Raw genomic sequence first — 15,598 nt, 5'->3', positions numbered from 1 at the left:
TTTAAATCACTAAAAATATGAAACTTTTTTTATATTTTATAAAAAATAATCTTATATATTTATAAATTTTTATTTACAAAATTATAATAACATATTAAAATTAATTAGTACAATTAGTATTTCTAATAATATTTATAAGTAGGAGTTATAAATGAATATTTCTCTTGAACTGTATAAAATATTCTATACAGTTGCAAAAAATGAAAGCTTTTCAAAAGCTGCTCAAGAGCTTTATATAAGCCAATCAGCAGTAAGTCAGTCTATAAAAAATCTCGAACACCATTTAGGATTTCCACTTTTCATAAGAACTACAAAACAAGTATCACTTACAATAGACGGAAGCATATTATTTACATATCTTGAAGAAGTCTTCAATATTCTCAAAAATGCAGAAGAAAAGCTGAAAATGAGACAGGATAAATATAACGGACAACTTATATTTGCATCTACAGACACTCTGTGTAAATATGTTCTATTATCAAAGATAAAAAAAGTTACACAAAAATATCCTAATATAAAAATAAAAATTATAAACGGAACATCCATAGAATGTATGAACTTACTACAAAATTCAGAAGTAGATTTTGCACTTGTAAACTTAAGCAAAAACATCAATACAAAATTCAAAATTGAAAAAAAATACACCTTCAATGATGTTTTTGTAACAAGCAAGGATTTCAACATAAAAGATACGCTGACTTTAAAAGAAATAGCTGAATATCCGCTCATGACACTTGATAATAAGAGCATTACAAGAAAATTTTTAGACGATTTATTTTTAAAAAACAATATAGATATAAACCCTGAAATAGAACTTCAAAATATAGATTTACTTATAGATATGGCAGAAATGGGGCTTGGAATATCATTTGTACCTGATCTGTCAATAAAGGGTAGGAATTTAAAAATAATATATACACAAGAAAAAATACAAAAAAGAGAGTATGGTATATTATCGCTTAAAAACATACCGTCAACACCTGTAGGACAGACATTTTTGGAATTATTATAAAAAATTTATTAAAAAATCATTGACGTAAATATTAAAAATGATATAATGTACAGAATTAAAGAATTACATAATTTTTTTAATATAGTTCACAAATATTTAAACTTTTTTTATATTTTTTAAAATATTATACACTTTTTATCTATATATTTTTTATATTTTTAATTCTAAAAAAAGGAGAATATTATGATTAAAGAAATTAAAGAAGCGCTAACTTTTGACGATGTACTTCTTGTTCCACACGAATCAAATGTATTGCCTAAAGATGTTGATGTAAGAACAAAACTTACAAACAAAATAACACTCAATATCCCTATAATGAGTGCAAGTATGGATACCGTTACAGAACATGAAATGGCCATTTCTATGGCAAGACAAGGCGGTATAGGTATAATTCATAAAAATCTGTCAATATCTGAGCAAGCAGGTGAAGTTGATAAAGTGAAACGCTCAGAACACGGAATAATAACAGATCCTTTTTACCTCAAAAAACACAACACTATCCAAGAAGCTGATGATTTGATGGCAAAGTTCAGAATATCAGGAGTCCCTATAGTAGATGATGAACATAAGCTGATAGGAATAATAACAAACAGAGATATAAGATTTGAAGATGATTTTACAAAAAAAATAGAGGTTTCTATGACATCTGAAAATCTTATAACCGCAAAAGAAGGTATATCTTTAACAGAAGCTCAAAAAATATTAAGAAAATATAAGATTGAAAAACTTCCTCTAATAGATGATTACGGAAAATTAAAAGGCTTAATAACAATAAAAGATATAGAAAAGAAAATACTTTTCCCCGATTCTGCTGTAGATGAAAACGGAAGATTACTGTGTGGTGCTGCAGTAGGCGTAACAGAAGATATGATAGAAAGAATAGAAGCTCTTGTTAAAGCAAAAGTTGATGTAGTTGTCATAGATACTGCTCACGGACATTCAAACGGTGTAATACAAGCCGTAAAACAAGCAAAAGAAAAATTCCCAAACTTACAGATAATAGCCGGCAATGTTGCCACAAAGGAAGCAACAAAAGCACTTATAAAAGCAGGGGCAGATTGTATAAAAGTAGGTATAGGTCCAGGCTCAATATGTACTACAAGAGTTGTTGCAGGTGTAGGTGTTCCACAAATAACAGCAGTTATGCAGTGTAGCGAAGTGGCTGCAAAATATGATATTCCGATAATATCAGATGGAGGAATACAATATTCAGGAGATATTGTAAAAGCAATTGCAGCAGGCGCATCTGTAGTAATGCTCGGTTCATTGCTTGCAGGAACAAAAGAAGCACCGGGAGAAACAATACTGTACAAAGGCAGATCATACAAATCTTATAGAGGTATGGGATCACTTGCAGCTATGGAAAATGGCTCAAAAGACAGATATTTTCAAAAAGATGCTAAAAAACTCGTACCGGAAGGCGTAGAAGGAATGGTAGCATATAAAGGTGAAGTAGCAGATCTCATATTCCAGATGGTAGGTGGTCTTAGAGCAGGTATGGGATACTGCGGTACACCTGATATAAAAAGCCTTATAGAGCAATCCGAATTTGTAAAAATAACAGCAGCAGGACTGAAAGAAAGTCATCCGCACGATATAACAGTAACAAAAGAAGCTCCTAATTACAGCTCTCAAGATGTATAAAAAATAACAAGTAAATTTATTCAGTAAATCAAAACCACCATACAAAAACCTCCTTTTGATTTTATTTTGGTTTTGGCGGACCAAATCTATTATATCAAATGGAGGTTTTCTTTTATCTAAAGATTTTTATTCCCCCAGTAAAACTGGGGGTTTATTTTGCTTAAGCTACAAAAATAGCTATCCTCTATAATTCAGAGGATAACTCTTTTTTTATAAAAATATCTGTCAGAGTTTCCTCCAACAGATATTATAGAACATTTAATAATATTTTTTAAATTAAACTTATTTACTATAATCGTATATACCTTTTCCTGTTTTTCTACCTAATTGTTTAGAACGAACTAATTTTTTCATATATGGATGAGGTCTATATTTAGTATCTCCAAATTCATTGTAAAGAACTTCCATTATAGCAAGGCATACATCCCAACCTATCAAATCTCCAAGAGCCAAAGGTCCCATAGGATGATTAGCGCCTAATTTCATTGCAGTATCTATATCTTCAGGTGATGCTAATCTATCTGCATATATACCTACTGCTTCATTTATCATAGGTATAAGTATTCTATTTACAACAAATCCCGGTCCTTCTTCTACTTCAACAGGTGTTTTACCAACTTCTTTTGCTAATTCAACTATTTTATTTTTTACATCTTCGCTTGTAAGTTGTCCTTTTATTACTTCTACAAGAGCCATCATTGGTACAGGGTTAAAGAAGTGCATTCCTATAACTTTTTCAGGTCTTTTTGTAGCTGAACCTATAGATGTTATTGACAATGATGAAGTGTTACTTGCAAGTATTGTTTTTTCATCACAAACTTTATCAAGTTCTTCAAATATTGCTAATTTTATCTTTTCATTTTCTGTAGCCGCTTCTATTACAACATCACAATCTTTTATATCTTCTATTTTATCACTTACTTTTACTCTTGAAATTATTTCATCCATAGCTTCTTGAGTCATTTTTCCTTTTGATACGCTTTTTTCCAAATTTTTCTTTATTGTAAGTATTGCTTTTTCAAGTGCTTCAGGTAATATATCTCTTATTATAACATCGTGTTTAACCGCAAGAGTTTGCGCTATGCCTGAACCCATTACTCCTGAACCTATAACTGCTATTTTCATCAATACACTCCTCCTTAAGAGTAAATCAAAATATATTATAAAAATATTTGTTAAAAAACTGATACATATAACATTCAAATTAACAATATTAATTTTATAATACTTAACTAATAATATTATATCAATTTCTAATAATGTTATAATTATTTTTCATTAAATCAGTAATTTTTCAAACAAATATTTTCATAGAATTATTACCAAATATTAGAATAAATAAACAATTATTATAAAAAATGTTTTCTTAAAGTGTAAAAAACATATTAAAATTATTCAATATATGTAAATCCGAAAAAACAATTAAACTTATCTCAAATATTAATATCTATGATTTTTTAATCAATTCTATTAATAGATTTTAATCAAACGGTAATAATCCGATAAATTATCAGATTATCACCTTTCATTATAAATTAGTTTACTTTTTACTTTTTTCAGCTTCTATCAATTTTGTAAGCTCAGGTACTACTTTATTTAAGTCACCTACTATACCTATGTCAGCTGTTTCAAACATCGGTGCATCAGGATTTTTATTTACTGCTATTATCAAATCTGATTCTTCCATACCTGCAAGGTGTTGTATTGCTCCTGAAATACCAAGTGCAAAATATAGGTTAGGTCTAACTGTCTTACCTGTTTGTCCTACTTGTCTGTCTTTTTCAAGCCATCCTGAATCTACTGCCGCTCTTGAACCTGACACTTCTGCCATTCCAAGTGCTCTTGCCAAATCATCAGCTATTGATATGTTTTCTTTTGAGCCAAATCCTCTACCTGCTGATACAAGTATCTTAGCATCTTCTATTTTTATTTTCTTTTTAGTTTCAACTACTTCTTCAAGTATTTCTACATTGAAATCTGCATCATTGAAGTTTACATCAAATTTTTCTACATTTGCTTTTTTGTTTTTATCTTCTTCTAATTTTTGCATTACTCCAGGTCTTACTGTTGCCATTTGAGGTCTGAATTCTTTACATATGATTGTAGCCATTATATTTCCACCGAAGGCAGGTCTTGTCATAAGTAAATTACCTGTTTCCTCATCTATTTCAAGTCCTGTACAGTCTGCTGTAAGTCCGGTATGAACTCTTGCTGATACTCTTGGCGCCAAATCTCTTCCTATTGAAGTTGCTCCAAACAGCATTATTTCAGGTTTTTTTGCTTCCACTACTTCAAATAATGCTTTTGTATATGGTTCTGTCATATATTTGTCTAATTTATCATTATCTATGGCTATTATATTATCTGCTCCATAATGAGATAACGTATCTGTAAGGCTGTTTACACCTTTACCTATTATTACTGCTGTAACATCTGTATTTCTTTTATTGGCAAGTTCTTTTCCTTTACCTATAAGTTCAAGAGAAACATTTTGTATGTGGCAATCTCTTTGCTCTACAAATACAAAAACTCCTTTGTATCCTTCTATACCCATATTCGCACCACCTTATATTAAAAACTGTTCTTTTAATTTATCTAAAATTATCTTAGCACCTTCTTTAGCATCAACATCAAACACTTTACCTGCTGTTTTTGCTCCTTTTGTAAAGCTCTTTTTAACATTAGTTGGAGAGCCTTTTAATCCAAGATTTGCATGATCAACCTCAATATCATTTACTGACCACAATTTTATAAGATTTTCATCTCTATATGAGTAATATATTCTTGAAACTCTCATATATCTTGGTTGATTCATTTCTCCAAGTGTAGTAAGTAAGCAAGGGAATTTTACTTTTATAATTTGGTATCTGTCTTCAAATTGTCTTCTTATCACTACATGATCTTCTGTAACTTCTTTTATTTCTTCTACATAAGAAATACTTGGTAAATGAAGATGCTCAGCTATTTGCGGACCAACTTGCGCTGTATCTCCGTCTATAGCTTGTCTTCCTGCTATTATCAAATCATAGTCCAGTTTTTTAAGTGCGCCTGCAACTGCTGATGATGTTGCCCATGTATCTGAACCTGCAAATGCTCTATCTGTAAGTAGTATAACTTCATCTGCTCCCATAGCATATGCTTCTCTTAATGCTATTTCTGCTTGTGGAGGTCCCATAGTTATTACTGTAACTTTAACTTTATCTGCTCCAAGTCTATCTTTTATCTTTAATGCTTCTTCCAAACCTGCTTTATCATCCGGATTTATTATACTTGGAACTCCTTCTCTTATAAGTGTTCCTGTTTTAGGGTCAAGTTTAACCTCTGTTGTATCCGGAACTTGTTTTATGCATACAACAATATTCATAATCTATCCTCCTTATTTTAATAGTGAACCTGCTATTACCATTCTTTGAACTTCACTTGTACCTTCATATATTTCAGTTATTTTTGCGTCTCTCATCATTCTTTCTACAGGATAATCTCTTGTATATCCATATCCACCGAATAATTGAACGCATTTAGTTGTTACTTTCATAGCAGCTTCAGCTGCAAACAATTTTGCATGTGCTGCCGGTACTGAATATGGAAGTCCTTTATCTTTGCAATATGCAGCTTTGTAAACAAGAAGTCTTGCCGCCTCTACTAAATTAGCAAGATCAGCTAATTGGAATTGAGTGTTTTGGAATTTAGACAATGATCTTCCAAATTGTTTTCTTTCTTGAACATAAGCTATAGTTTCATCCAAAGCACCCTGTGCTATACCAAGTGCTTGTGCAGCTATACCTATTCTTCCTCCATCAAGAGTATTCATGGCTACTTTAAATCCTTTTCCTTCTTGAGAAAGAAGATTTTCAGCCGGAACTATACAGTCTTCAAATATAAGTTCACAAGTAGCTGAACCTCTTATACCCATTTTCTTTTCGTGAGGACCTACTGAAAATCCTTTAAATCCTCTTTCAACTATGAATGAAGATATTCCTCTGTTACCTTGTGATTTATCAGTCATAGCCATTATTATATAAGTATCGGCTTCGTCTCCATTAGTTATGAATATCTTTGAACCATTTAATACATAATGATCTCCATTTTTAACTGCTGTAGTTTGTTGCATAGATGCATCTGTTCCTGCATTTGGTTCTGTAAGTCCGAACGCTCCTAAATGTTCTCCTTTTGCAAGAGGCACAAGATATTTTTGTTTTTGCTCTTCTGTTCCGAATTTTTCTATCGGATATGCTCCAAGAGAAGTATGAGCAGATAACACAACTCCTGTTGTTGCACAAACTCTTGAAAGTTCTTCAACAGCCATTATATATCCTAAAGTGTCTCCACCTTCTCCACCATATTTTTTTGCAAAAGGTATTCCCATAAAACCTGCTTTTACCATCTTTTCAACGTTTTCTTTCGGAAATCTTTCTTGTTCATCTACTTCGGCAGCATTGGGTTTTATTTCTGTTTCAGCAAATTCTCTATACATTTGCTTAAGTAATTGTTGCTCTTTTGATAGACCAAAATCCATTTACGTTCCTCCTTAATAATAATCATCCTTATTTCTATATATTTTATTTAAAATCTATTAACAATAACAATTTATATAAAATAGATGTATAGCATTCAGTAAGTATTATATAAGAGTATGTATCAAACTATATTTTAAATTTAAAGCCCAGTTTTCAATATTTGAAAACTGAGACTTTAAAGATTTTATATAAATGTATCATTAAGACTTATTTACAATAATATCTACATTTCTACTATAAGTGCCGTTCCTTGTCCTCCACCTATACAAAGTGTAGCAAGTCCTCTTTTTTTACCGCTTCTCTTCATTTCATATAAAAGAGTTGTAAGTATTCTTGCACCTGATGCTCCTATCGGGTGACCAATAGCTATTGCACCGCCGTTTACGTTTACTTTTTCTACATCCAAGTTTAAATCTTTAGCAACTGCACAAGATTGTGCCGCAAACGCCTCGTTTGCTTCAAATAAATCTATATCTTCCACTTTTAAACCTGCTTTTTGAAGAGCTTTTGTACTTGCAGGAACAGGTCCTATTCCCATTATTGAAGGGTCAACACCTGCTGATGCATAAGAAACTATTTTAGCAAGAGGTTTTATTCCAAGCTCGTTTGCTTTTTCTTCACTCATAACTATTAGACAAGCCGCACCGTCATTTATACCTGATGCATTACCTGCTGTAACTGTTCCATCTTTTTTGAAAGCCGGTTTCAATTTTGCCAATTTATCCATAGTTTGATCATATTTTATAAATTCATCTTTATCAAATACAGTAACATTTCCTTTTTTATCTTTTATTTCAACTGCTACTATTTCTTCATCAAACTTACCGGCTTTTTGAGCAGCTTCAGCTCTATTTTGGCTTCTAAGAGCAAATTCATCTTGTGCTTCTCTTCCAAGTGACCATTGATCGTTTATATTTTCAGCTGTTATTCCCATATGATACTTATTGAACGCATCAAAAAGTCCATCTTTTATCATTTCATCTATTACTGTATTGTCTCCCATTCTTGCACCTTGTCTCATACTTGGAAGAAGATATGGAGCATTAGTCATAGATTCCGCTCCTCCGGCTAATACTATATCGGCATCTCCAGCTTTTATAAGTTGAGCTGCAAGAGATACTGTTCTAAGTCCTGAACCGCAAACTTTATTTATTGTCATTGCCGGAACTTCTTTAGGTACACCGGCTCCCATAGCTATTTGTCTTGCCGGATTTTGTCCAAGACCTGCTTGAAGTACGTTTCCAAGCAATACTTCGTCTATTTGTTCAGGATTTATTCCCGCTCTTTTTATTGCCTCTTTTGCCGCAATCACTCCAAGATCTATCGCAGAAACAGATTTTAAAGCACCATTGAAACTTCCTACAGGCGTTCTTACCGCACTTGCTATAACAACATTTTTCATAAATACCTCCAAAGATATTAATTAATATAGTATTGTTTGCATATTCTTGATTTACGAAGAATTATAACAAATAATAATTAAAAGCATACTAAAAAAAGTTAAATTTCAAATTTTATTTCCATAGTCATTTAACTTATAAAAAACAAGAAAATATACAAGTATATTAAAAAATTAATATATAAATTCTATATTTCTAAATAAATTTCCGACTACAATAATTTTAAATATTTTCAGGAAAAAGCATAATAAAAAGTATGTTTGTCTATTTTTTAAGTGCTCATTTGCTTTAAGTTCACATATAAAAATATATTAAAACATACTGAATGTTTCGCTATTTCATCAAAAAATATTTTTATAAACAAAAGATGAATTCATAACATTTTCTAATGATAAAATTATAACATACTAATAAAATAAATACAACCGTTTTTTTGTCATAATATAACATTTTTTATATAATTATATTCTGAAAATATGGTATAATCTTAAAAAAAACTTACTATACTTATTAAAATACTCGATTATCATAAATTAATATCAAGCAAATAAGTTAAATAATAAACAATCTTTGTCATAAAATTCTTCTTAAAACACAATAAAAACATTTTCTTTAAAATTCAAGACTTCATACACTAATTTTACATTTTAACAATAAAATTTCAAATATGTGTATGAAGTCAAAATAATATTTAAACTACATATCTTATTGTAATTTTAATCCCATAAGTTCATCTTTAAATATTCTTTCATCCATAAGTTTCAAATCTTTTGATATAAGCGGTTTAAACTCCATGTGAGCCAAGATATCTTTGTCCATATCTACTCCCGGAGCAATTTCTGTTATCATAAGACCTTCTTTAGTAAGTTTCAAAACGCATCTCTCTGTTATATAAGTAACATCTTGATTTGTTTCATTTGCATAATCTGCTGAAAAAGTAATCTGCTCAACATTTTTGATAAATTTCTTTTCTCTACCTTCTTGAAGAATTGTAAGTTTTCCGTCTTTTACCTCTTCTTTCAATCCTCCTGCCGTGAAAGTTCCACAGAATATAACTTTTTTAGTATTTTGAGATATATTGATGAAACCTCCGCAACCGGCTATTCTCGGTCCGAATTTAGAAACATTTATATTACCTTTTTCATCACATTGGGCAAGTCCTAAAAATGTAGCATCAAGTCCTCCACCATCATAGAAACAAAATTGTGTATCTTGGTCAACAATACAATAAGGATTTATAGCTCCTCCAAACTGAAGTCCACCAAGTGGTACCCCACCTGTTATACCTGCCTCCACGCTTAGAGTCATTTTTTCACCTTCGCCCTCTTCATTTGTAACAGCGCCTACAAGTTCAGGTATTCCTATACCCAGATTTATAACTGAGTTTGCCTTCATTTCCAAAGCGCCTCTTCTACCTATAACTTTTCTGTTATCAAGTACAGGAGGTTCAACTGTACTGAGAAGTTTTTTAGCCATACCGCAATATGTCGGGTCAAAGTAAGCTCCAAATGCCTGCTCATGATATTTAAAAGGATCTGTAGTTTTTACAACAACATCCACCAAAGCACCCGGAATTTTAACGAGTCTTGGATCAAGTGAATTTGCATTAACTATATCTTTGACTTGAACTATTACAGTTCCACCATTGTTTTTGCAAGCTACTGCCATATTTGTCGCATCAAGAGATGCATATTCTTCTTCAAGACTTATGTTTCCAAGCTCATCTGCAAATGTTCCTCTTAATATTACAAAGTCCAATTTAGGTGTATAATAATACATATATTCTTCACCCTCTATATTGACCTTTTTTACCAAGTCTTCCTTTGTAACATCATTTAATTTTCCGCCTTGAAGATCGGGATCTACAAACGTCTTAAGTCCAACCTTACTTATTGTTGCAGGTTTTCCTGATGCGGCATCTCTAAACATATGAGATAAAATACCTTGCGGAAAATTGTATGCCTCCATTTTGTTGTCAAAAACTAATTTTTGTAGTTTAGGCGCTAAATTCCAGTGTCCTCCTACAACTCTTTTCAAAAGACCTTCAGCATCAAAATGATTTACAGCCCTGTCTTTACCATCGCCTTGAGCCGCAGCATAATAAAGAGTTATAGCCTTAGGGCTTTTAGTTTCATTATATCTGTTGCCAAGTTCCAATTCTATTTCCTCCGGTATACCGAATCCGACAAATCCGCCTGTACCTACCGTAGCACCGTCATATATTAAATCTGCAGCTTCTCTTGCAGTCATAAATTTTACGCTCATAATCAATATCTCCTCACTATCAAATTAAAAAAACTGTTTAATTTTTCATTAACAAAAACTTACTCTCAAAAAACTTTCTAATCCCGTAAAAAGTCAATATAATATCACAATTTTTATTAACAAAAATCCCATAATTTTTTAATACCATAATTTTTTATAAAACGTCTCTATCCATATATAAAATATAATATTTTTTAATTTTGTTATTAAATATACAGCCTTTCAAACATTATAAATATAAGATTAAAGACATTTATTGATAGTTTAACAATTCAATTATTTTCGCCGGTATAAGAATTTTTATAAATCTTTTGATAATACTTTTCCATTTTGATTGCTGTTTAATTTTACTATAATTATGCTTTTCCATAAAAACCATATAATTATTAACAACAGATTAAAACAAATACATTGCTTGTCAACAAAATATAATTTTACAGTTGTTTAATAAATTTTACTAAAAAACAGCTTTTTTTAATTACTGAAATTAAGTTGTCATAAAAACCCTATGTAATCATTTTCTTACAGATTAAATATTCATACTTTGCTCAATCTATTTTCAGTAATCTTAATAAATTGTAAGTCTCTTGCCAAAAGTATTGCAAAATCACCTTATAAGATAAGCACTCATAAACTATTCATACAACTCCCCCTTGATAAAAAACTGCATGTATGTTTTATCAGTATTTAGAAATTTAAAAATATAATCAAATTAGCATTATATTCTTGTAAACTTATAGATAAAAACCATACATTTTCTTTTTTAACAAATCCAAAATGTATTAAAACTATACTCAAAAGTTTAACAAAAATATTGAGAAAAATGCTTTAAACAATTTGAATTATTACAATTATATAATATTTTACACTTATTTGTCAATCTTTTTATACTACACACATATATTGCATAAAATAAAAAATAAGCCTGATGATATACAAAACAAAAACATATTTTTCAATCTAAAATATTTATATATCTACTTTACAATATCAATTAACCTCTTAAAATAATACATTTTTATAAATATTATATGTTCACTAATTTTTATAGTATTAATTGATGAATATTAAAATATATAATAAAAATAGCTATATTTCAAAAATGAATTTTTATTTAAAAATTTATTAAAATATTGAAATCAAGATAAAAATATGATAAATTTTTAGATATATAAATTTTTTAGATATTAGATATATAAATAATATAATTTTTTAAAATTAAGAGAGGATATTTTAATGCCGATTAATGTTGCGGAACTTTTCCAAGATAATCAAAGAAGAAACGAAATATTAAAAACGCTTGTAATAAACGATATAAAAATAATCAAAGCATGTGACGGTCAAGCTGAATTATCAGTAGAAATCACAGAGTCCATGCTGAATGTCCACGAAAAAATACACGGAGGAGTGCTATTTACAATAGCTGATTCAACTGCTGGAGCATGTGCCGTATCACTTGGAAAAAAAGTGGTTACACTAAACTCCAATATAAATTTCATAAAAGCAAATCCTACAGGAAAAGTAATTTCTAAGGGAAGAGTTGTTCACAAAGGCAGAAGTACAGTTGTTGTCGATGTAAACACTTACGATTATACCACAGATGCCTTGCTTTCCACATCAAGCTTCACAATGTTTGTATTAGGCGAATATTTTTAAAAATGTTATATAAAATACTATAGACTTATGATATAATTAAAAGAATATCATATTTATTAATTTTTTAAAAGGTGATTTTTATGAATAAAGTAAATGTAAATATTTATGGTCATGAATATACATTGGTAAGCGAAAAACCGAAAGAGTTCATTCTCAAAGTCGCAAGTTTTGTAGATGATGAAATAAACAAAACCTCTGAAACTCTTGTAAATTGGTCTAAAACAGATATACTTATACTCGCATGTAATAACATAGCCGAACATTATTTCGACTTACTTGATAACCCCGATACTACATCTCAACAAGAGCTGTTTAACAAAATAGATACATTAAACAGAGAATTGGCTTCTGTAAAACTACAAAACGAACAAAAAGATATAAAAATAAAAAGTCTTGAAATGACTGATATGAATAGTGAATCTTTAAAGGCTAAAATAGAAAAAGTAAAAAGTGATTATGAGGAAAAATTAAATCAAAGCAATCAAAAAATAGAAGAATGTGAAAAAATAAATAGTGAATTAGAAAGTAAATTTTTTGAATTGCAAATAAAACTTGCTCAAAGAGAAGAAGAATTGAAAAATATACAATCTCAATCTGAAACTGAAACAAACTCACAAGAATAATACTTTTTAAGCCAATAAAACGGAGAATATAATGAACAATAATAAAATAGAGCTACTGGCACCGGCCGGTAGCTTTGATACTTTAAAGACGGCTGTAAATGCAGGTGCCGATGCAATTTATATAGGCGGAAGTATGTTTTCAGCAAGAGCATCGGCTACTAATTTTGATAATGCACAAATAACAGAAGCAATAGACTATTCTCATTGTAGAAATGTTAAAATATATGTTGCAATAAACACACTCATAAAAGATGAAGAACTTAAAGAATGTATAGATTATATATCCTTCTTAAACGATATCGGAGCTGATGCTATAATAGTTCAAGATATAGGGCTCGTTCATTTGATTAGAAAAATATTTCCAAAGCTTACATTACATTTTTCTACTCAATCAACAATATCATCAATAGAAGATATAAATGCACTTAAAAATTTCGACATACAAAGAGTTGTGCTACCACGAGAAATAACTATAGGTGAAATATCTCAAATATCAAAAAACTGTAATTTAGAAATAGAAGCTTTTATCCATGGAGCACTATGTGTATCTTACAGCGGAAAATGTCTTTTTTCAGCTTTAAATGGAGGTCGCTCAGGTAACAGAGGTGCTTGTGCGCAAGTCTGTAGAAAAAAATATCTGTTGGAAGTAGACGGTAAAATCATAAATGATAAATTATCTGAATATGTATTGTCCCCTAAAGATCTCAACACATCAAACTCAATAGATAAAATAATTCAATCAGGCGTAACTTCATTAAAAATTGAAGGAAGAATGAAAAGAAAAGAATATATACATGTATGTGTAAAATCATACAGACAACTCTTAGACGAATATATAAAATACGGTAAAATATCAAAACAAAACATAGCAGATGCAAACCATAATCTAAACAGGGTATTCAATCGCTCATTTACAAACGGATATATATTAAATTCACAAGGCAGTAACATAATAAACAACAGCTATCAAAAACCTATAGGCCAAGTTATAGGTCAAGTTATAGAATATAATAAAAAAATAAAAAGTTAAAAATAAAGCTCAGCGAAAATGTTCAAAAAGGCGATGGATTGGACATAGGTGAAAATATAGGACGAATAATAAAATCAGACGGGAAAATATCAGATACAGCCTCAAAAAACGAAATAATATACTTAGATTTCATAAGAGAGATAAAAAAAGGACAAACAATACACAGAACATATGATTATGCTTATGAAAAAAATTTGGAAGAAGATCAAAAAATCACAAAAAAATTACCCATATCAGCAAAAATCACATTAAAATTGAATGATAATCCTACCATGACACTAAAAGATGAAAATATTAATATTGTTCAAAACATAGATTTTAAAATAGAAAGTTCAAAAAATTCACCTATAAGCGACAAAACTATAATTAAACAAATATCAAAAACAGATACATTTCCATTTGAAATAAAAAACTTAGATATCGAAAAAAGCGAAAATATATTCATCCCTGTAAAAATATTAAATGAACTCAGAAGAAAAGCCCTTGAAAAACTGTATATTGAAAAAATAAATTCATTTAAAAGAAATCATGTGAATTATAATATAAACGAATTTCTCATAGAAAAAAACAATAATTGTGATAAAATCAAATCTGATTTATCCGTTTTTGTATATATAGCCTCGGAAAATCAGTTAGACTATATAAAACCACATATAAATAATATACAAAGTATAATATCATCTGATATAAATCTATACAAAAAAATATATGAGTTTTATCCTGATAAAGCTGTATATCAACTTCCAAGCATAATAAGACAAAATGATTTTATAAATATATCTAATTTAAAAGCTTCTTTAAATGCACCGAGAATTATGTTTTCCAGCTATTCATTTATGAAAGATAAATCCGCATATATAGCAAATTATCATATGAATATATATAACTCTCTTTCGCATAAATACTATAACTCACAAAACATATATACAGTAGCATCACTGGAAAATATATTCGCAAATTCAGATGAATACAAATATTTAAATGATAAATCAAAAATCATAATACCTGTATACATTTACCCACATCTCATGTTGAGTGAATTTTGTCCACATAAAGATGAGTTAGGAAAATGTATATATGATTATAAATGTAAACTGCCAAATACAGCCATAATCAATGAACAAGGCGACAGATTTTTATTTGAGAAATTTTTGAATTGTAAAACATCAATAATTTATGAAAAACCCTATTTTCTAAATAAATCTCAAATTATAAAATATATTGAACAAAGCTATACAAACTTTATGATTGAACTAAAAAATGAAAACAAAAAATCAGTAGATACTATTTTTTCAAATATAATTTAATAATTTAGATAATGCTTAAATTTCAGGTTAGTTCAGCATTGAATTTTTGAATTAATACTAACACCTACTCAAAATAAAACATAAAAATATGCTTAATTCATCATTTTTTATTATACATTTATTTAATTAGGTAATCATATAAAT

12 protein-coding genes are annotated in these 15,598 nt (G+C 29.5%); 6 read left to right on the top strand and 6 right to left on the bottom strand.

What is annotated here, in order from left to right:
* The first annotated feature begins 151 nt into the window (after positions 1-151).
* Positions 152-1,012 carry a LysR family transcriptional regulator gene (locus HMPREF9629_RS01985; protein WP_009524643.1) on the top strand — a complete coding sequence of 287 codons (861 nt, stop codon included), beginning with the start codon at positions 152-154 and terminating at the stop codon, positions 1,010-1,012.
* Between the two features lie 183 nt (positions 1,013-1,195).
* Complete coding sequence (guaB, locus tag HMPREF9629_RS01980) at positions 1,196-2,656, top strand: IMP dehydrogenase (RefSeq protein ID WP_009524642.1); 1,461 nt, start codon at positions 1,196-1,198, stop codon at positions 2,654-2,656.
* Positions 2,657-2,938: 282 nt separating this feature from the next.
* Here the strand turns inward: guaB and HMPREF9629_RS01975 are convergent, their stop codons facing one another.
* The 6 genes from HMPREF9629_RS01975 to HMPREF9629_RS01950 form a co-directional block, all read right to left on the bottom strand.
* Positions 2,939-3,781: a 3-hydroxybutyryl-CoA dehydrogenase gene (locus tag HMPREF9629_RS01975; RefSeq protein WP_009524641.1), complete on the bottom strand. Its 843-nt coding sequence runs from the start codon at positions 3,779-3,781 to the stop codon at positions 2,939-2,941.
* Positions 3,782-4,196: 415 nt separating this feature from the next.
* Positions 4,197-5,210, bottom strand: coding sequence for an electron transfer flavoprotein subunit alpha/FixB family protein (locus HMPREF9629_RS01970; protein ID WP_009524640.1), 1,014 nt, complete (start codon positions 5,208-5,210; stop codon positions 4,197-4,199).
* A gap of 12 nt (positions 5,211-5,222) precedes the next feature.
* Positions 5,223-6,020: an electron transfer flavoprotein subunit beta/FixA family protein gene (locus HMPREF9629_RS01965; protein WP_009524639.1), complete on the bottom strand. Its 798-nt coding sequence runs from the start codon at positions 6,018-6,020 to the stop codon at positions 5,223-5,225.
* 12 nt (positions 6,021-6,032) lie between these two features.
* Positions 6,033-7,172 (bottom strand): acyl-CoA dehydrogenase, encoded by a 1,140-nt coding sequence (locus HMPREF9629_RS01960; RefSeq protein WP_009524638.1) that lies wholly within the window; start codon positions 7,170-7,172, stop codon positions 6,033-6,035.
* Between the two features lie 224 nt (positions 7,173-7,396).
* Complete coding sequence (locus HMPREF9629_RS01955; RefSeq protein ID WP_009524637.1) at positions 7,397-8,575, bottom strand: acetyl-CoA C-acetyltransferase; 1,179 nt, start codon at positions 8,573-8,575, stop codon at positions 7,397-7,399.
* Positions 8,576-9,278: 703 nt separating this feature from the next.
* On the bottom strand, positions 9,279-10,838 hold the full coding sequence (locus tag HMPREF9629_RS01950; protein ID WP_009524636.1) for an acyl CoA:acetate/3-ketoacid CoA transferase: 1,560 nt from the start codon (positions 10,836-10,838) through the stop codon (positions 9,279-9,281).
* A gap of 1,236 nt (positions 10,839-12,074) precedes the next feature.
* Between HMPREF9629_RS01950 and HMPREF9629_RS01945 the strand changes: the two genes are divergently transcribed.
* The 4 genes from HMPREF9629_RS01945 (at position 12,075) to HMPREF9629_RS12050 (ending at position 15,454) form a co-directional block, all read left to right on the top strand.
* Complete coding sequence (locus HMPREF9629_RS01945; protein ID WP_009524635.1) at positions 12,075-12,494, top strand: PaaI family thioesterase; 420 nt, start codon at positions 12,075-12,077, stop codon at positions 12,492-12,494.
* 80 nt (positions 12,495-12,574) lie between these two features.
* Complete coding sequence (locus HMPREF9629_RS01940; protein ID WP_009524634.1) at positions 12,575-13,117, top strand: cell division protein ZapA; 543 nt, start codon at positions 12,575-12,577, stop codon at positions 13,115-13,117.
* A gap of 31 nt (positions 13,118-13,148) precedes the next feature.
* The gene (locus HMPREF9629_RS12055) at positions 13,149-14,147 is read left to right on the top strand and encodes a peptidase U32 family protein (RefSeq protein WP_009524633.1); all 999 of its coding nucleotides are present in this window, start codon (positions 13,149-13,151) and stop codon (positions 14,145-14,147) included.
* A 38-nt stretch (positions 14,148-14,185) separates the two neighbouring features.
* Positions 14,186-15,454: a DUF3656 domain-containing protein gene (locus HMPREF9629_RS12050; RefSeq protein WP_009524632.1), complete on the top strand. Its 1,269-nt coding sequence runs from the start codon at positions 14,186-14,188 to the stop codon at positions 15,452-15,454.
* Positions 15,455-15,598: the final 144 nt, after the last annotated feature.

The organism is Peptoanaerobacter stomatis (assembly GCF_000238115.1).
Lineage (GTDB): Bacteria > Bacillota > Clostridia > Peptostreptococcales > Filifactoraceae > Peptoanaerobacter > Peptoanaerobacter stomatis.
The sequence above is the reverse complement of the archived record's forward strand: the minus strand, read 5'-3'. Positions and strand labels throughout refer to the sequence as shown.